The 19,815-nt window shown below is 38.2% G+C and carries 16 protein-coding genes; 5 read left to right on the plus strand and 11 right to left on the minus strand.

Annotated elements, in window-relative coordinates; genetic code table 11:
• Positions 1-286: 286 nt before the first annotated feature.
• The 3 genes from BTO21_RS05065 (at position 287) to BTO21_RS05075 (ending at position 1,846) form a co-directional block, all read left to right on the plus strand.
• Positions 287-1,081 (plus strand): winged helix-turn-helix domain-containing protein, encoded by a 795-nt coding sequence (locus BTO21_RS05065; protein ID WP_045029008.1) that lies wholly within the window; start codon positions 287-289, stop codon positions 1,079-1,081.
• Positions 1,071-1,478: a hypothetical protein gene (locus tag BTO21_RS05070; protein WP_105026714.1), complete on the plus strand. Its 408-nt coding sequence runs from the start codon at positions 1,071-1,073 to the stop codon at positions 1,476-1,478. The genes BTO21_RS05065 and BTO21_RS05070 overlap by 11 nt, the downstream gene beginning before the upstream one ends.
• A gap of 122 nt (positions 1,479-1,600) precedes the next feature.
• On the plus strand, positions 1,601-1,846 hold the full coding sequence (locus tag BTO21_RS05075; protein ID WP_045029011.1) for a hypothetical protein: 246 nt from the start codon (positions 1,601-1,603) through the stop codon (positions 1,844-1,846).
• A gap of 30 nt (positions 1,847-1,876) precedes the next feature.
• Here BTO21_RS05075 and BTO21_RS05080 read toward each other — a convergent pair whose 3' ends face one another.
• The 3 genes from BTO21_RS05080 to matP form a co-directional block, all read right to left on the minus strand.
• Entirely contained in the window at positions 1,877-2,281 is a 405-nt protein-coding gene (locus tag BTO21_RS05080; protein ID WP_045029012.1) for a PPC domain-containing DNA-binding protein, read from the minus strand.
• 73 nt (positions 2,282-2,354) lie between these two features.
• A complete protein-coding gene (locus tag BTO21_RS05085; protein ID WP_045029014.1) occupies positions 2,355-2,660 on the minus strand; it encodes a DUF3634 family protein in 306 nt (101 codons plus the stop codon).
• Between the two features lie 66 nt (positions 2,661-2,726).
• On the minus strand, positions 2,727-3,188 hold the full coding sequence (gene matP, locus BTO21_RS05090; RefSeq protein ID WP_045029016.1) for a macrodomain Ter protein MatP: 462 nt from the start codon (positions 3,186-3,188) through the stop codon (positions 2,727-2,729).
• Between the two features lie 195 nt (positions 3,189-3,383).
• Here matP and BTO21_RS05095 point away from each other — a divergent pair, with 195 nt between their 5' ends.
• Both BTO21_RS05095 and fabA read left to right on the plus strand, forming a co-directional pair.
• Positions 3,384-5,099 (plus strand): AAA family ATPase, encoded by a 1,716-nt coding sequence (locus BTO21_RS05095; RefSeq protein WP_045029017.1) that lies wholly within the window; start codon positions 3,384-3,386, stop codon positions 5,097-5,099.
• A gap of 68 nt (positions 5,100-5,167) precedes the next feature.
• Positions 5,168-5,683 (plus strand): 3-hydroxyacyl-[acyl-carrier-protein] dehydratase FabA, encoded by a 516-nt coding sequence (gene fabA / locus BTO21_RS05100; protein ID WP_045029019.1) that lies wholly within the window; start codon positions 5,168-5,170, stop codon positions 5,681-5,683.
• Positions 5,684-6,014: 331 nt separating this feature from the next.
• Here fabA and rmf read toward each other — a convergent pair whose 3' ends face one another.
• The 8 genes from rmf to BTO21_RS05140 all read right to left on the minus strand — a co-directional run bounded on the left by rmf (position 6,015) and on the right by BTO21_RS05140 (position 19,690).
• Entirely contained in the window at positions 6,015-6,188 is a 174-nt protein-coding gene (gene rmf / locus BTO21_RS05105; protein ID WP_045029021.1) for a ribosome modulation factor, read from the minus strand.
• 171 nt (positions 6,189-6,359) lie between these two features.
• Positions 6,360-8,387: a DUF3466 family protein gene (locus BTO21_RS05110; RefSeq protein ID WP_045029022.1), complete on the minus strand. Its 2,028-nt coding sequence runs from the start codon at positions 8,385-8,387 to the stop codon at positions 6,360-6,362.
• Between the two features lie 10 nt (positions 8,388-8,397).
• Entirely contained in the window at positions 8,398-10,320 is a 1,923-nt protein-coding gene (gene uup / locus BTO21_RS05115; protein ID WP_045029024.1) for an ATP-binding cassette ATPase Uup, read from the minus strand.
• Positions 10,321-10,326: 6 nt separating this feature from the next.
• Positions 10,327-10,584, minus strand: a complete 258-nt coding sequence (locus BTO21_RS05120) for a glutaredoxin family protein (protein WP_045029025.1) — start codon at positions 10,582-10,584, stop codon at positions 10,327-10,329.
• Positions 10,585-12,723 (minus strand): bifunctional 23S rRNA (guanine(2069)-N(7))-methyltransferase RlmK/23S rRNA (guanine(2445)-N(2))-methyltransferase RlmL, encoded by a 2,139-nt coding sequence (rlmKL, locus tag BTO21_RS05125; protein ID WP_045029027.1) that lies wholly within the window; start codon positions 12,721-12,723, stop codon positions 10,585-10,587.
• 563 nt (positions 12,724-13,286) lie between these two features.
• Complete coding sequence (gene pyrD, locus BTO21_RS05130) at positions 13,287-14,297, minus strand: quinone-dependent dihydroorotate dehydrogenase (RefSeq protein WP_045029028.1); 1,011 nt, start codon at positions 14,295-14,297, stop codon at positions 13,287-13,289.
• Positions 14,298-14,564: 267 nt separating this feature from the next.
• The gene (locus tag BTO21_RS05135) at positions 14,565-19,388 is read right to left on the minus strand and encodes an NAD-glutamate dehydrogenase (protein WP_045029030.1); all 4,824 of its coding nucleotides are present in this window, start codon (positions 19,386-19,388) and stop codon (positions 14,565-14,567) included.
• An 83-nt stretch (positions 19,389-19,471) separates the two neighbouring features.
• A complete protein-coding gene (locus BTO21_RS05140; RefSeq protein WP_045029032.1) occupies positions 19,472-19,690 on the minus strand; it encodes a DUF2835 domain-containing protein in 219 nt (72 codons plus the stop codon).
• Positions 19,691-19,815: the final 125 nt, after the last annotated feature.

The raw sequence follows: 19,815 nt of genomic DNA on the forward strand, positions 1-19,815 counted from the left end.
TCTTATTTTATCGGCTATGATTTCCCACAAAAGATACCTTTAATCGATACATCTGATAAGGAGACTTAGATATAAGACAATAAAGTATAGATACTGTAAATGCAGGTATAAAAAAACATCTATTCTATCGTATAATTTACGTTTTTATGATAGTTATACTTGTTTCACAATTGCATATTTAGCGGTTTTGTATAAAATACTAAGACGCTTTATCTATTTAGATATGGTGAACTTGATGACAATTTGGCTATCGATTTATAGCTAAAACTGATAAATAAGAATAAAAATGAACGATGAAGTAAACGACGGTTGTAAACGTATCGGGCGTTTCGATGTTGATTTTGCACGTAGGACCATAACGCGAATTAGTGATGGCGCTTTCATTAAAGCTTCGCGATCAGAAACCTTAATTTTCACTCTTCTTGCTGAATCTGCGAATAAAACAATATATAGAGAAGTTTTATTGGCTGACTGTTGGCAAGGAAAAATTGTTACCAACAATTCACTAACGGTTGCAATCAAAAATTTACGTACAGCTTTTTCAAAAATTGGTGAGCATAAAATAATAACGACAGAACCTAAATTAGGTTACTGTATTCGACAGTTAGCACTTATTGATGATGGTTCTCACCCACCGAAATGTAATGAGATCAGTAATGAAATCAACAGTATTGATAAAAGCATTCGACCTTTAATTGAAGAGCAACCTTTTGTTATTCAAGAAAAAAAAGAAATATTAACGCATTCAAAAAAAGAAAAAACACCACGCTTATGTAATATTAATATTTTTGAAATTATTGTTGGCATTACTTTCTTTTTTGCTACATTAACCATTTGTTATCGATTTTTGTTTTTTATTGATACAACTGCAGTTGAAGGATTACCTGTTATTTATAACGGCGTTGATTTACCCAAACCAGTCCAAAATTCTATTTTAGATAATGATAATAGTAGCATAAGCCGATGGTATGCGTTTCCTCTTGATAAATCATGTAATTATTATCAATTATTTGGCGTAAGTAATGGGCATTTTATTAATTACTCATCTACTATTAAACAGGAAATTTGTAGTGTTAAATAAAGCGCTTATTGGCATTGTTAGTGCTCTTGTTTTTTTATTTATACAGGCTGTAATAAGTTCTGTTAATACTAAAGCCACATATGAATTTTCAACAAATAATAACATTGAAGATACATTAAAATTAACATTGAATGATGGACATGTTTCAATGTTAATTTCAAATAATTGTAAAACTTATTATTCTAGTCGTTTTGATGGTGTCTTCTTGCGATTCCAAAATCATTATTACTTGTTCGGCATTGAGCATATAGATAATAATAATTCACAATTAACGTTTAGCAATTTTTTCATTGATTCATTACGCTCTGGAGATGCTATTTATATATCACGCTCTCCTTCTTTTTGCCAAAGTAATGATTCATCTGATGTGTTATTAGGCAAAAGAATCATTAATTAGGTAATATAAGTCATCGAGAGGTGGCTTTTATTATTGAAGGCTATAAAGTTATAGTGCATTAGAATAAAAGATTCACCTAATAGTATCTTATTGATATTATTAGGTTTCAATAAGGAGCATCTATGGCGATTACTATTAGAGATATCGATCAGCATTACTATATGATTGAAGCATTAAAATCTCTGACAGAAACAAATGTAACAACTAAGGCATTGATAAAAGGCGGTTATTTAGCTGTTGAAATTGGAGAACAATTAGAAAAAGAAATAAATCGACGCTTAAAAGCAGAAAAAGAGCTGCTTGAATTAAAAGAAAAAATTGCATTATTCATCCAAAGTAAAGATGCATTAATGAAATCCATCAATTAATGTTCTTAGTCCAAGAGTTAATATCTTGGGCTAATTACTATTATCGCGTATAACTAATTCGTCAAAACCAGTATTGAGATCATATTGACGTTCGAAATTTAAATTATTGTACGCAATCATACATAATTCAGCCGTATAAGAAACAATACAGCCTGGCATTAAATGCCCACCATAGACCTGCCCTTTTCTATCAGAAACTGAAATATGAATGTGGACATGCTTTGCTGTTAATGTTCCACATAATGTGAGAATTTCTAAAGGCCCCTCAATATCTAACACATTTTTTTCATTAGCTAGTCTAATTTTAGCGTGAGATAAACATCCAACCCCAGTCAATAATGAACCAGCTCGAATATTATTGACTTGAATAAATTCAAGTAATGACAAACGTAAATCATCACCTTCCAATAATCGTTTTGCATAGGGTTTTATCACTTTTTCCACCTTATTTTATATAATAAAAAACGCTACTTTTATAGATAGCGTTTCTATTTTCACTCTATTTTTATTACGCTCTTTTTCCACGCTTGGATGTTGGTACATTGTGTGGAAAAACATTTTTTATACGTTGCTTTATTTTATTTGGAACATTTTTTGAAAAATCTAATTTCGTAGTAAATCGTGTTTTATAGATTTTAACTCGGCCAGAAAAAGGGGTTTTATGAGCAATATCTCGACAAGCAGTTTGAAATCCCGTTGGTACTTGTCCTTTAGTTTTAATAAGTTCACCATCTTTAAACTCTAATACCATTATGGGTCTATCTTTAAAAACAATAAAAATAACCACAACGGCTAATAAAAGAACATATTCCATTACACACTCCTTAATAATAAAGTTTAGCTTGAAAGAGAAGTACCAACGACTTAATCAAAAAGTATATTATTCAAAAGAATCTGAATTAAGTAGTTGGTTAAGATCATTCTTTAAATCTGAAACGGTTTGACTCGCTTGTTCGGTTCGAGAACTTTCACTGATCAAATATTCAATAGTGTCTGATAATGTCGAACCCAATTCTTGTGATTTTTCTGCTAATTTTTCCCAAACTCGGTAATCCAAATCAATAGATTTCTTTCTTGTATGCATTTGCTCTGAATTAAAATGTCGCTTACGTTTAGCACGAATGGCTTGTTTTAATTTATTCTCTAAATCACGAGCCATATTGTTATCAATCCACTCGATAACTTTGGTTGGTTCGTGCTCAATATCGAGTAATATTTTTACGGCCGCATCGGCTTCACTTTGATCAATAAAGCTTGTTATTGGCACTCCTTCTTTCCATTTTTTAACCAAATAAGTCCATTTCCAACCTGCTTCAAGGTTCTCAAGTTGCTGATATTTCATAGGATTAATAATTCTCAAGCTATTCAAACTGACCGTTACAGTGTAACTCCTGACAGGCAAAATAACAATCAATTCTCCTAAGATTAAATAACCTTAATAGTGAAATTTAAATATAGACGATAAGTGTCTATTATGAGCCCTTTGATTGCTTTATACTGCACATCTTTTCACAGTAACAATAGAAATCATAAATTTATGCATGAAGAATCTTGGCGTAACATGTTTCCTGATTACAGCCCATATCAGCACGTTTTAGATCAATATGATGATTTACAACCGATTCTGATAGGCATCCTTCAATCTCGCCTATCAGATGCTGTACGCCGCTTCACCGCGATGAATTTACAGCCACGCATTCTACGCATTACGGCTTCCGATAACACGTTATATCGTGATTACATTATTGAATTGCTAAAAAAAAGCATTAATAAATCAAGCAACAATAATGAAAATGCCGTAACACAGCCCATCATCATTGCAGGTGACAACGTCACTCATGAGAAGCTATTTGGCGCAGTTTACCCAGCTAAAGACGGTGAAACACAACCTCAGCTAAAATATGGCTTACTTCATCAAGCACACAATGGTTATCTCGTTTTATCTATCACGGCAATTTTAAGTGATCCCACTATATGGCCTCAGTTAAAAAATGTATTAACAAATGGTCAATTAGAATGGCACCCCATCACAAAGAAATCTCTTTATACAATACCAGCAGCAGACACAGTTAACGTTAAGCTTATAATAATTGGCGAGCGTTACTTAATGGCTGAACTGGATGCTGCAGAGCCAGATTTAAGTGATGGCATGGCAATGTACGGTGAATTTGAGCAAGATTTATTACTTAATGAAGCGACGTTAACAGATTACTTGAGCTACATTAAAGGCATTGGTCATTACTATGGCTTACCAGCACTTGCTGATTCTGATGCGATTCACGCCATATTACAGGCAGGTGCTCGCCACGCAGAAGATCAAACACGATTACCATTATGCCCATTATGGCATTTAAGTTTGCTATCAGAAGCCGCCGTAGAATCGGAAGGTAACTTGATCACAGCCCAGCACATCAAAGCATCATTAAGAGCAAAAGAATACCGAGAGTCATATTTACCTGAGCGTGCAATTGCAGATATCCACCATGGCCAAGTATTAATTGCCACTGAAGGTGAAGAAATTGGACAAGTTAATGGCCTAACTGTTGTTGAAATGCCCGGGCATCCTTGTGCTTATGGCGAACCCGCTCGTATTTCATGTGTGGTGCATTTTGGTGATGGTGATATTGCTGATGTTGAACGTAAAGTTGAACTTGGTGGTAATATTCACGCAAAAGGCATGATGATTATGCAGGCCTTTGTTGCAACAGCACTCGATTTAGACCAAGCACTTCCCTATTCTGCATCCATTGTATTTGAACAATCGTACTCTGAAGTTGATGGCGACAGTGCTTCTCTTGCTGAGCTTTGTGCGCTTATGTCGGCATTATCATCGCAACCCATTAACCAAGAAGTGGCTGTTACTGGTGCCGTTGACCAATTTGGTCGTGTGCAAGCTGTTGGTGGCATTAATCAAAAGATTGAGGGCTTCTATAAGGTTTGTGTCCATCGAGGCCTTAACGGTAATCAGGGTGTCATTTTACCGTACACTAACTTATCAAGCCTTTGCTTAAACGATGAAGTTATTGAAGCTATAAAAGCGAAACAATTCCATATATGGGGAGTCAATAATGTTGACGAGGCCATCCCCCTTCTCACGGGTAAATCTTTCCGTAGTGAGAATGAAGATGATGAAACGATCCTCTCTTTAATTGAAGATCGTATTGATTATTTCCATCATGGTGACCTTTCTAACGAGATTGGTATCGTTAATCGACTTAGATTAGCAATATCCAACTGGTTGGGCCAGAACTGATCCGAGTTGTTTAGCGTACACGTGTAAGCTAAATTGCTTGCATACTTTTGAAGGAGTAAATGATTCTAATGACACGCCAGAATTCTTATACACACGAAGAACTAGTTGCATGTGGTAAAAGCGAGCTATACGGTCCTGAGTTTCCATCACTGCCAGTAGATAATATGCTGATGATTGACCGTGTTGTTAATATCTCTGCAGAAGGCGGAGACCACGGCAAAGGTTTTATCCATGCGGAATTAGATATCAATCCTGATCTATGGTTCTTCAACTGCCACTTTATTGGTGACCCAGTAATGCCAGGTTGTCTTGGCCTAGATGCTATGTGGCAACTTGTTGGCTTCTTCCTTGGTTGGTCAGGTGGTGAAGGTAAAGGTCGCGCATTGGGTGTGGGTGAAGTTAAATTCACCGGTCAAGTATTACCAACGGCCAAAAAAGTAACCTACGACATTCAGCTTAAACGTGTAATTAACCGTAAGCTTATTATGGGTGTTGCTGATGGCCGTGTACTTGTAGACGGTAAAGAAATCTATGTTGCTAAAGATCTAAAAGTGGGTCTTTTTAAAGATACTGACAACTTTTAATTCTTTCCCAATTTAAATACTATAAAGCCCTGAAGTCTTCTTCAGGGCTTTTTTTATGGCTATTTTTTTTAATCAATAACACTCTTAACATTATACTATGTAGTCCACCAGCAACTGTCTGTAATAACATCGATAACTATATTTAAAAACTTAGCTTATTATTTATTGCTATCTTATTTTGTTATTTATAACAACTAACCAAAAATAGATTGCTTATTCTCCAGTAAGAACAAAACTCAAATCATCAAAATGATAGCAATTAATTTTATTGGCAATAAAAAGCCCCTTCTCCTAAGGGGCCTCAGAAAGGTTAACCATGAGGGAGGTTATCTTATTTATAGAGACCTTGTTGCATTTCCTCTCTTGCGTCTCGCCAACCGCCAAGCCAATTCGTACGGGCATCTGTTCCATTATATGGACAATCTTCTGTAGAACGGCCATTCAAACCGGCTTGATAACCTCGAGCTTGTGCGCGTTCTAAACGATCCCGCTTTTGTCTCTTCATAGTTCGATCCTCATTCCTTATCTGTTGGTACTTTTCATCACAATAAAGTAATGACGGAGTGTTATAACTCCTTTATTAAAAATGGGTCAGATTTCGAAATTGATCAAGCCTAAAAACAAAACGGGCCCACAATTTGTGAGCCCGTTACAATTAATAAATCTATTTAAAAATTTATTTTCTTCTTCTGAAACCAATAAAGCCTAATGCTGTCAAAGCCAAAATGCCAAGCGAACCACCTGAACGCTTAAACGGTGGTTCTTCATCTTTTACGCGTGGTTGAATATCTTCAGCCGTTGCACCTGCTTTTGGAACTAGCTTAACAACCACTTGTTGCTCAGTACCATTACAATGTGCAAGTTTACTTAGATTTTCATAACCACCGTGACAGTAGTATGCTGTCGCTGCAATTACACCCGCATTATTAATGCCTGTTGCATCAACAATACGGTATGAGTTAGCAATAGAATTAACAACACCATCATTGGTTAAGTCATCAAGCATCCAAGCACCACCAGCCTTTAGTGGCCCTTGTGCTGTACCATTGATATAAGTAAATGCACGGTGACGCGCTTCTTTACCGTTACTTGATTCAATATCAACCCAACCTACAACTTGATCGTTATTATTGATCGCTGCCGCATTACTGTTTGAATCTTTAAAGAAAAGAGATGGCGCTAATTGATCAAAGAATTGAGCATTACCTTGCCCTGCTTTGTAAACGAATGCACGTTGTGGTTTTTCACCATTACCTTTTGCATCACCCACAATCACAGAACTATTATTAACACCATTTGCGATGGTATAAGTGAAATCACGATCATCACCAGGTTCAATATCCAAACCAGGAATCATCGTACGTGTCCATGATGCTAAATTACCCGCTTTCGCAGTGAAATACGCTGCTTGCATAGCATAGTAATCATTTTTAACATCAGTCGTCGAATAACCAACAGCAATTGGATTATCATTCTTATCTAGTGCTACTGCTTGTGCAGACGCTTGGAATGATCGTGAGTCATTGTCTTTATCAATAACGGCTAAACCATCACGATTATCACCGTTACCAGCTGTAATTGCATGAGATGTTACAGTACCGTTTGCATTCACTAGCCAAACTGCAGCTTCGTTAGCAAAAGTACTAAACTGACATTCCCAGTTTTTATAAAGATTATCCGATGGGTTAATCGTACATTGCTTCATTACATCAAAATTAAGTGGGTGTGACCCATTATTTAGGATGTCATCAGAGCTTGGTAATTTATTCTCATCTTCACGGTAATCACCATCGCGATCTTGAGCATAAAAACTTGCCGCATAAGATGATGAGCCAACTACAAGTAGATTACCGTCCTTCATAGCAACAGCATCATTGGCTTGTGTCTGACCCATGTTAGAGACAAGTGTCGCGGCATTCTCATTACCAGCAACAGACGCAATACTTGATACAGGCGCTAATTGAACAGACTGACCATTTGTATTAACAAAACCACGCTTGCTAAATGCTCTCGGTTTACCCGATGCATTTTCAAACAATGCCGATGATGTAATACCATATACAAAATCAGTTCCTACAGTACCTTTTACAGTACTGTCTGTAGTATTTGCAACAATAGCACCAAGATTCGCTTTTTGAGTACCATCATACTTTGCATCATCTTCAGCAAAAGTATTTACTGGCGCACCATCAACTAAACCTTGAGCATTAGAATGATAACCATTAACCCAAGCAGCTTGTTTTTTCTGTAAACCACCTAAACCTTGACCATTCCACTCATCATTATCGGCATAATCACGACCAAAAAACTGACTCTCGGCCCAGATATCACAAGTACCATAACCTAAGTTATTATCACAGTAGTTTTGTAGCTGATACTGATTGGTTATATCTTGGCTATTTTGATTATACGGTGTGGTATCTGCAATCGGTGTACCTTCTGTACCACGACGTGCTTCACTCGTCACTTTATACGTTTCACTAGTACAATCATCAGAAAAACAACTAGCATCAGTACCTGAGTCTTGAATACCAGTGCTTGAATATAAAAGTGGAGCACCTGATTGTGCTTTGTCAAAATAAGGCTGATCTTTTAATGTACTATTCTGATCAACAGGTACAACGGTATACACAGCAGCATTGGCTTGTGATGCACCTGCAATTAAAATAGCAAGTGTAGAAAGCTTTAACATCTTATGTGGCATTAGGATTCCTTTACATCGCGTCCAGCTCTTCCCATCGTTCAAATGCAACTTCAAATTCTGCTTCAAGCTTAGTTAAAGCTGTTAGCGTCGCTTGAGTATCATTCTTCGGATCCGAGAAGAACGCAGGATCATTAACTTGTTCCTGCAATTTTGCGATTTCATTTTCTAAGTCTTCGATTTTTTTCGGTAAGCCTGCTAACTCATGTTGAAGTGTAAAAGATAACTTCTTACCGGCACGTTTAGGTGTTACGTCTTGCTGCTTTTGTTCTTGCTCTGCTTTTTTCTTTTTTGCTAATTCAATTTGAGCTGCCTGCTCTTTCGCTTGATTCGCATAAGAATTAGCGCGCTGAGATTGGGCATCATGGTAACCGCCAACGTATTCGTTAACAACACCATCACCTTCAAAAATCCAGCTTGTAGTCACAGTATTATCAACAAATTGACGATCGTGACTTACTAAAAGCAATGTTCCTTGATAGTTGGCAAGAATATCTTCCAAAAGTTCCAATGTTTCGATATCTAGATCGTTTGTTGGTTCATCGAGAACCAATAAATTATTAGGCTTAAGGAACAATTTCGCCAATAATAAACGGTTTTTCTCACCACCAGATAGTGCTTTAACCGGTGTACGTGCACGACGTGGGTGGAATAAGAAATCTTGTAAATAACCTAACGCATGACGTGTTTTGCCATTAATAGTGACTTCTTGCTTACCATCAGCAAGGTTATCTATTACCGTTTTTTCAGGATCTAGAATTTCACGGTATTGGTCAAAGTAAGCCACTTCTAGTTTAGTACCACAATGGAAATCACCACCGGTTACTTTTAGTTGATCAAGCATAACTTTGATCAAAGTACTCTTACCACAACCATTCGCACCAATTAAGGCAATACGATCGCCGCGCATGACGTTAAAGCTGAAATCATTAACGATGGACTTATCACCATAACTATAACTGATATTTTTCGCTTCAAAGACAATCTTACCTGAACGGTTAGCATCTTGTAGCTGCATATCAGCCTTACCAACAACGTCACGACGGTCGCTACGTTCGTTACGTAATGCTTTTAATGCACGAACACGGCCTTCGTTACGCGTACGACGTGCTTTAACACCTTGACGGATCCAAACTTCTTCTTGTGCTAGCTTTTTATCAAATAATGAGTTTTGCTCAGCTTCAACACGCAGCATTTCTTCTTTGCCATCAAGATAACCTTCATAGTCACCAGGGAAAGACGTTAATAGACCACGGTCAAGGTCGACAATGCGTGTTGCCATTGAACGAATGAATGCACGGTCGTGAGAAATAAAGATAATTGAACCACGGAAGTCTTTTAGGAAACCTTCTAGCCATTCAATGGTTGTTACATCAAGGTGGTTAGTTGGCTCATCCAATAATAGGATATCTGGATTACAAACAAGCGCACGAGCAAGTGCGGCTTTACGTTGCCAACCACCTGAAAGATCAGTTAGAAGCGTATTCGGTTCTAATTTTAGGCTTTCTAGTACCGCAGCAATACGTGTATCAAGCTGCCAACCATTATGATGATCAACTTGCTCTTGAATACGTGCTAACTTATTAATGTTAGCTTCACTTGGATCTTCCGTCACTAAATCTAACTGATGGTGGTATTCACGTAATACACGACCAGCATCAGCAAGACCTTCAGCAACATAATCAAATACTGAACCTTCAGCATTACGCGGTGGATCTTGCTCTAAACGTGAAACCACCAGCTCGTTTTGGCGTTGTACGCTACCGTCATCAAGTAATACTTCACCAGCAATTACTTTCATTAATGTCGATTTACCCGCACCATTACGACCCACTAAACACACACGCTCATGTGAATGAAGAAGAAACTCTGCTTTATCAAGCAATGCATGATCGCCGTAGGCTAGTTGGGCGTTACTGATTTTAATTAGTGCCATCTTATTTTAACCAAGCTTATAAGTAGTTAACCATGTTGCTAATCTATTCCGGTCAAAGGGCCAATGAAGTTCTGGCGCCAGAATAGTATGATCATGATTTTGAATTGAGAGTACGGGTATTACTACGCCGTAACGAGAGAATAAAGCATCGTCGAACGCAATATCGACGATGCTTACTTGATGCTGCACTCCCATCTCCACCAGCAAACCATAAGCTTGCTCGCAGAGATGACATCCTTGTGTGCTATAAAGTGTGATTAGCACTTAGTCTTCCTTGTGGGTGATAATCCAACAGTTATGGATTTGCTTATTTTTAGCGAAATCAAGTGGTAATGTCTTATCTGAAATATTCTTAGCGTGTAGGCCAAGTTCAGTCAGTTTTTCAAGATCCATCTTGAAGTGACGCTTGTTGTTAGAGAATACAATCTGTCCGTCTGGACGCAGCATACGCTTTAGGTTTTCCATCAACATGATGTGATCACGTTCAATGTCAAATGTCTGCTTCATACGCTTAGAGTTTGAGAACGTTGGTGGATCGATAAAAATCAGATCAAACGTATCATCAACTTCTTGTAACCACTGTAGACAATCGGCTTGCACAAACTCATGCTGATCACCCACTTGGTTATTAAGCTCCATATTTTCTTGAGCCCAACGCAAGTAAGTATTCGACATATCAACCGTTGTTGTTGATTTAGCGCCGCCTACTGCAGCGTGAACTGTTGCAGAGCCTGTGTATGCAAACAAGTTAAGGAAATCTTTACCTGCTGCCATTTTACCGATCATACGACGTGTAGTACGGTGATCTAAGAATAGGCCTGTATCAAGGTAATCATAAAGATTTACTTTAAACTTAATGCCGTATTCATCGACTGTCATGTGACGTTCTGCACTTGATAGCTTTTGATATTGATTACGGCCTTTTTGACGTTCACGCACTTTTAAAATAACTTTATTTGGCTCAACGCCTGTTACTTCAATCGTGGCACGTAATACATCCATAATACGACGACGTGCTGTTTCTTCAGAAACCGTCTTTGGTGCTGCGTATTCTTGAATGATGAGGTAATCATTGTATTTATCGATAGCGGCATTGTAGTTAGGTAAATCCGCATCATAAATACGGTAACAATCCACGCCTTCACGCTTAGCCCATTTACCTAACTTAGCGATGTTTTTCTTTAAGCGGTTAGCAAAATCAGGTGCTACGTCTTCTTGAACGATAACGCCTTCTTCTTCGCCTTCTTCTTTCTTAACACTACCGGCTGTAATTAAGTATGTTTTAAGCACACAATCAAGTGCACCGTTACTTAATTTAAATTGTTTGTCTGCACGCATACGCATACAACTTAGCAATTCATTTGAGCCTGAGTAGATAGCCGCAACTGAACCTTCAAAGGCAAGTTTTAAACGGTTACCAAACTCTTTGTACAATGAGATAAGTTCAGATGTTGTTCCTAAACGCTCACCATAAGGAGGGTTACAAAGAATGATACCTGTTTCAAATCCTTCAGGGCGAATCAGTTGTGTTGCATCACCGTAGGCAAAGTCAATCAAACCTTTAACACCAGCACGACCTGCGTTATCACGCGCAATCGCTAATACACGTTGATCCATTTCACGACCAAAGAACTTCGTCGTTACTTTTGAAGGACCACGACGCGCTTTCACTGTCGCTTCAGCATGAATTTCTAGCCACGCTTCTTTGTCAAAGTCTTTAATGGACTCAAAGCCCCAACGCTTACGTTTAAGGCCTGGTGCAATATCAGCTGCCATCATAGCGGCTTCAATCACTAACGTACCAGAACCACACATTGGATCTAGCAATGCAGTTTCTGGTGTCCAGCCACTTTTCATAACTAATGCAGCAGCATGGGTTTCACGTAATGGCGCACGACCGGCTTCACTACGGTAACCACGTTGGTGTAAACCGCTACCAGCCATATCTAGGCCAAGAATACCTTTCTCACCAGAAAGACGCATATGAATACGTAGATCAGGATTTTCACGATCGATATTTGGGCGACGAAGATCAGCTTTAGTAAAGCGGTCAACAATCGCATCTTTGATTTTCATTGCGCCGTATTGGCTATTACGGATTTCACGGTTAGTACCATTGAAATCAACCACAATACGGGTATTGCTATCAAAGTGGCTCATCCAATTAATTGCCGTTGCACCTAAGTATAAGTCCATATCGTCACGGACATTAAACTCACTCAACACTTGGATGATTCGAGAGGAAATACGTGTCCATAGACAGCAACGATAAGCCATTGCTTGATCGGCTTTAAAACGGACACCGGCATGCACAACTTGAATGTTTTGTGCACCTAATTGTTCTAATTCATCCGCAAGCAAGTTTTCTAGGCCGCGGGAAGTAATCGCTAAATATTGATTCATGGCGTTCTTTTCACACTAATATTGCGTCGAATTATAACTTAAATCACATTAAATACCTCGTTTTTACCACAATCAATTCACTAATTAGGTGAAAAAATCAGCCTTTGATTCCCTATCAACATTCTATCCCCGTTATTTGAACATAAATACAGCGTAAATATTTGCCACCAAAACTTCCCTATCCTACCTCTCAACACTATTCTCACAAGGAAACAATAGGCTCTAATCAGGTATTTATTACATCAAAAATTATCATAAAAACAATTAACCACTCAGGGAAACAATCTTTAATTAATTGATTTTAAATATTTAAGTTTATTTTTTATAGATATAAAGAATAAAAGCGTAACACTTTCTCACCGTTTTTTTGTTGCAATAAGCCACTGTGGAATAAATGGAATAGTACTTATCTTCTTGTCTCTCTTTAAGACCACCAGCAACGTTGCGTTGAAGTGTTTAACAAAAATTGGTGGGTGTTAATTTACAGATATAAAAAAGCCAAATTGAATACCACATTCAATTTGGCTAAATAACTAATCGTCTTATTACATCATACGGTTACATTAAAGACCGTTAACAATGTCTTTTACTAGTCGTGGGCCGTGATAAATAAAGCCCGTATAGACTTGTACCAATTGCGCTCCTGCTTGCATCTTTTCACGCGCAGCCATTGCTGAATCAATACCACCCACACCAATGATCGGTAATGCACCATCTAGAGCAATCGCCATTTTACGAATAACATCAGTACTCTTATTTTGTAATGGACGGCCACTTAGCCCTCCCATTTCATCACAATGATCCATACCCTCAACCAAAGTACGATCTAATGTTGTATTCGTACCAATAACACCATCAATCTTATTGCGAATAAGTGATTCACAAACCTGAATAATTTCTTGATCATCAAGATCGGGGGCGATCTTAAGGGCTAACGGAACATACTTACCGTGTATGTCAGCAAGCTCGATTTGCTTTTGCTTTAGTTGCGCTAATAAATCATCCAATGCTTCACCGTATTGTAGCGAACGTAATCCCGGTGTATTAGGTGATGAAATATTAACTGCGATATAGCCAGCGTACTGATAGACCTTTTCCATACAAATCAGATAATCTTCAGCACCCTTTTCAATTGGGGTATCTTTATTTTTACCGATGTTAATACCAATAACACCGTCATAGGTCGATTTCTTTACATTCTCGACCAGATTATCTACACCTAAGTTATTAAAACCGAAACGGTTAATAATGCCTTCAGCAGGAATTAAACGAAATAAACGTGGTTTATCATTACCCGACTGAGGGCGTGGTGTTACGGTACCGACTTCAACGAAACCAAATCCCATTGCGCCAAATGCATCAATGCACTCACCGTTTTTATCAAGGCCAGCGGCCAAACCTACAGGATTTTTAAACGTAAGACCCATCACTTCAACAGGACGTTCAGGAACATGTTGACGATAAAAGAGATCAAGTGGAGTACCAGTAAAGCGAGAAAAGTTTTGAATAGCGAGGTCGTGTGCTTTTTCTGCATCCAGCTGGAAAATAGCGGATCGTGCGATGCGATATAACATTATAACTCCATTAAAAATCCCGTGTAAACGGGGTGGTATTATTCACAGTTATACCGTCAAATACAATCCCTATTCATTTGATTATCATCAACAAAACAGAGGCTTATATTTTATATCAATATTTACAATGAGTTATAAATAGCTCTTATTTAAAATAATTTCCTTTTTAAGCAAACGTTTTCGTTACTAATTGGTGAAAAAACCATAGTGAAACGTTTCACCTTCAAAATAAAACACAACTCACAACATTATTGTTACTTTATGGTGTTATTTTATCGACTTAGAATAAATATTTAATAATGTTAGCTCCCTTAATGCGACCGCAAATTTAGCAAATTCATGCACGGTCCCTATTTTAAATTCGGTTAATACGCCCTCCCAACGTTGAATCGGCACCGGATGTTGAGCAACCCATTGTTGAACACAGTCTTCTGGTTGAGATGCTGTATTTTGAATAACAGAAATAGTAAGTTGCCGTTGTTGCCAATCAAGCTCTTCTCTAAATGAAGCGCGGGCTAATGCTTGCCAATGATTCTCTACCGGTTGATTATTAATTTGCTTTAAAAACCAATGTAGCGACAAATCAACACCCAGAATAAAATACACTTGTGCAATATGGCTAAACGCTTGAGATGGATGTTGTTGTGCTATTTGGCCAATATCCATCGCACAATACAAACTCGATAATCGCACAATATCATTAGCCAACGTTTGAGGCACACCGACAGTTATCAATTGCAGGGCTTGTTGTTGATGCTCTTTCACCTCATCGGTGACAAGGTAACGTTCTAAGTTTTCATGTAAGTCAATAATATGGGGTATATAGAAACTGATCTGCTGCTCTATCGTTAAAGTTCTATCTCGATTACGTAATAGCCACCGTGTTATTCGACGCAACATGCGCCGACATTGAAAAAGCATATTGTATTGTGTCTCAGCCGTTACGTGATTATCGAGCTGTCGAATGGCCGTATATAATTTAGGAAAGCTGAAAATTTCACGTCCTACAACATACGCTGATGTAATATCAGTTATTGATGATCCGGTTTCTTCTTGTAATCGAGTGACAAAATTACACCCCATTTCATTTGACATCTGATTTGCTAATGCTGTCGCTATAATCTCTGTCGTTAATGGGTGATGGTTCATTTGTTGACGATAGCGTTGTAATGCTGACGGGAAATAAGTCGCTAACTGATGACGATGAAAAGTATCATTGGCTATATCGTCACTTTCTAATTGTTGCTTTAAGACTATTTTCCCATAAGCCACCAGCACCGATAATTCTGGGCGCGTAAGACCAATCCCTGCTTTTTCTCGCTCAATTAACGTTTCATCATCAGGCAAATACTCCAGACACCGATCCAATTTCCCCGTTCGCTCTAAATGATGAATAAACCGAATTTGTTCTTTCAGTAATGTGGTTTGTTGATATTGAGTCACAGATATTGATTCACTTTGGCAATAAACATCAGCTAATACTTGTTCACTGACCTCTTTTTCCATTTTATCCAACAACACATTACGCTGCTTATAAGTTAGATCGCCTTCAACCACGAGGTTATTTAATAAGATTTTTATATTTACTTCATTATCAGAGCAATCAACCCCTCCAACATTATCAATAAAATCACAATTAACTCGCCCTCCCTGTTTGGCATACTCAATTCGTCCTAATTGGGTTAAACCTAGATTACCGCCTTCCCCTACAATCTTTGCTTTTAATTGATGTCCATTAATTCGTAAACCATCATTCGCACGATCGCCTACATCCGTGTTTGATTCTGATTCGGCTTTGACATAAGTTCCAATACCGCCATTCCACAACAGATCGACATCCATCATCAAAATCAATTGAATCAATTCATTGGGTGTACAGCTATGTTTTTTAGTTCGCAGTATTTTTTTAATTTCAGGGGTTAATTTAATCGCCTTACTACGCCGAGAAAACACACCGCCACCAGCAGAAATAAGCGCTAAATTATAATCTTCCCAATGAGAACGTGGCAGTTCAAATAACCGTTGTCTTTCTTGATAACTAACTTGTTCATCTGGCGTTGGATCAATAAAGATATGTTGATGATTAAAAGCCGCTATCAAACAAACATGGGGCGAGCGCAACATACCATTGCCAAACACATCACCTGCCATATCGCCAATCGCAACACAAGAAAATGAGGTTTCTTGGCAGTTAATCCCTAATTCACGAAAATGCCGTTTAACTGACTCCCATCCCCCTTTAGCCGTAATACCCATTTGTTTATGGTCATAACCATGTGATCCCCCAGATGCAAAGGCATCCCCTAACCAGAATTGATAAGCTGCAGAAATTGAATTAGCTAAATCAGAAAAAGTGGCGGTCCCTTTATCTGCTGCGACAACAAGATAAGGATCATCGTCATCATGACAACGCACATCAGAAGGCGCTATAACCTTACCATCAATAATATTATCAGTAACATCAAGCAGTGCTTCTATGAAATATTGATAACAACGCATCCCTTCTTGAGTCACTTCTTCACGTGTTTTTAATTGTAGCTGCCGCTTACACACAAAACCGCCTTTTGCTCCCACTGGCACTATTACGGTATTTTTGACTTGCTGCGCTTTCACTAAGCCTAAAATTTCTGTTCTAAAATCTTCTTGTCTATCCGACCACCGTAGTCCTCCACGTGCAATTTTACCTGCCCGTAAATGTACGCCCTCAACATCAGGCGCATATACGAAAATTTCAAACATCGGAATCGGTGCTGGAATATCAGGAATTTGAGTGGGCAATAGTTTTATGGCTAAACAATGCTTAGGCTGGTGGTCATTATCATGTTGATAATAATTAGTTCGAACTGTCGCTGAAATCATATCGATATAACGCCGAATAATACGATCGTCATCTAAACTTTCAACTAATTCTAACTTTTGCTCCAATTTTGAAATTAATACTTGTTCACTTTGGGCAGAATGATGGCATTTTGTGTTAAAGCGTAATTGAAACAGCCTTACTAAATCGCATGCAATATCATTATGGTACGTTAACGTGTCTTCAATATATTGCTGGCTAAAGGGAAATCCTACTTGGCGCATATAACGCGCATAGCAACGCAAAACCGTCACTTCGCGCCCCGTTAATCCCGCATTAAGCACCAACCGATTAAACCCATCACTCTCAAGGGTTCCCTGCCAAATATCTGCAAATGCATTTTGAAACCGATCTCTGGCTTCTGTTAAATCAATACCACCACGACGGCTATGTAACATTGAAAAATCAAGCACCCAGTAAACAATATTATTGGCAGTGATAACTTGATATGGCGATTCACCAACGACACGTAACCCTAAGTTTTCCAACATCGGCATCACATCAGAAAGATAGATAGGTTGAGTGCGATGAAAAAGCTTTAATTTAACCACACAAGAATCTGCAGCTTCTTCTTGTGGTCGGTAAAAGAGCATGCCAAGTTTATTACTATCACTCAATCGTTCTAATTGCAGTACATCGGCAACAGCGTAACCTGGTAACATTTGTTCTTTATAAGATCGAGAAAATGCATTGGCATAATTTTTTGCCACTGCGATACCTTTACTTTCACCGAGGTTTGCCACTAAAGCATGCGTTAACCTGTCTTCCCACAACAAAGCCACTTCCACCAAATTATGTTCAATCGCTTTAGCATCAATATCACTATTATTATTAGCAACTCGTACAATATAATGCGTTCGTGCTAACCGACTTTCTGAAAAAAACGTGGTGAACTCAACATCCTCATTAGATCCAAGGTACATTTTCAATATCTGTTGTGTTTTTCGTCTTAGCTCAGTGTTGTAACGCTCTTTACTGACATAGACCATGCATGAGAAAAATCGACCAAAGGGATCACGTCGAATAAACAACCGTAATAAATCACGATCTTGCATTCGTACTACTCCCATACCCACCGCTAACATTTCATTTTCATTGGCTTGAATAAGCTCATCTCGAGGATAGGTTTCTAATATATTATTGAGCGCTTTCCACGAATGAGATCCTGGTGAATATCCACTAGCCTGTAATATACGACTGACACGATTACGTATTAACGGGATATTACTTACGGTTTGATGGTAAGCACTTGAAGCATATAAACCAATAAAGCGATGCTCACCAATAATATTGCCCTGAGAATCAAATCGTTTTATGCCGATATAATCAATATAAGCTGGACGATGAATGCGTGATTTACCATTACTCTTCGTCAGAATAAGCACTTCGGGTTTGTGAGCTTCAATACGTGCCGATTCAGGAAGGCTTGATAATCGAAATGAAGCAGCGGAGGTCGTTTTAATCAGTAACCCTAAGCCACTCTGCTTAACCGGTGTTAGTTCATAATCACCATCGACCACAGTAAGATCGTAAGTGTGATACCCCATAAAGGTAAAATTATGCCTTGTTAGCCAATTAATAAATTCAAGGGCTTCTTGGCAATGCACTGCTGAAATAGGTAAATCGTGATCTTGTAATTCAGCCGCGATTTGCAGTAATTTTTGTTGCATTGGCTGCCAATCACGTACCACCAGCGTAATATCTTTTAATAAAGTGGTTAACTCTCGTGTTAATTGTGCAATTTCTGCTTTTGTCGGTAAACGATCAACTTCAATATGAAACAAGGTTTGTTGGTCACCATCATCACTGCAAGCTTTAACAATCTGTCCATTATCATCGCGTTGAAAACGATACGGGCCATTAAGCATTAAGTGACTCGTTATACCAAGTCGGTCTAATACCATACGAATAGAATCGACTAAAAAGGGCTGATCAGGTGTCACTATCTCAACCACTGTATGGGTTGATTTCCAGCCATGAAGGCTAACACTTGGATTGTAGACGCTTACTGAGATCTGAGACGGTTGGTTTGCGACTAAGTGTTGCCATAAACTCAATACAGCACCATAAAGATCCGACTCGTTACGGTGTAATAAATCATCATCAGCCAATTGCCCCAATAATTGCTGAGCTAATGTCATCACTAAAGCACGTTGGGCAGGATTTACTTTTTCGGCAATTAAGCCATACACTTTTTCCAGTAAAACGGGGACGATATTGTCGGGTGCAGTCATGCATATACTCCAACATCTTTATAATTATACTGATAAGTATAGAGTTTGATGCTGGTGACGGGGGGTTTTAGGCGGGAATTAAGCTAAATACGTTCAATAGTCTCGAATTTGTTATCGTTATTCACCAATACACGAAATTTCCCCATGATACCTGCATGGGTTAAAAAACCACGTAATCTCACCGCAGGAAGTTGAAGCTTCAATCCAGTATCGGTTAATACCACGACACTACTTGCAGTACCAGAATAGTGCTGTAGGAAGGTATTGTAGCTAATATTAACGTTAAACGTAAAACTGCGCATCGCTAGTTAACCTCTATCGAACGGTTTGAGATGACCATTAAAAATATTTAAAACAATAACATAAAATAAAAGCCAGTCACTATTATTAGTCACTGGCTTTACTTAATCACGTTTTAAATCATTAA

Origin of the sequence: Photobacterium phosphoreum (assembly GCF_002954725.1) — a bacterium.
Lineage (GTDB): Bacteria > Pseudomonadota > Gammaproteobacteria > Enterobacterales > Vibrionaceae > Photobacterium > Photobacterium phosphoreum.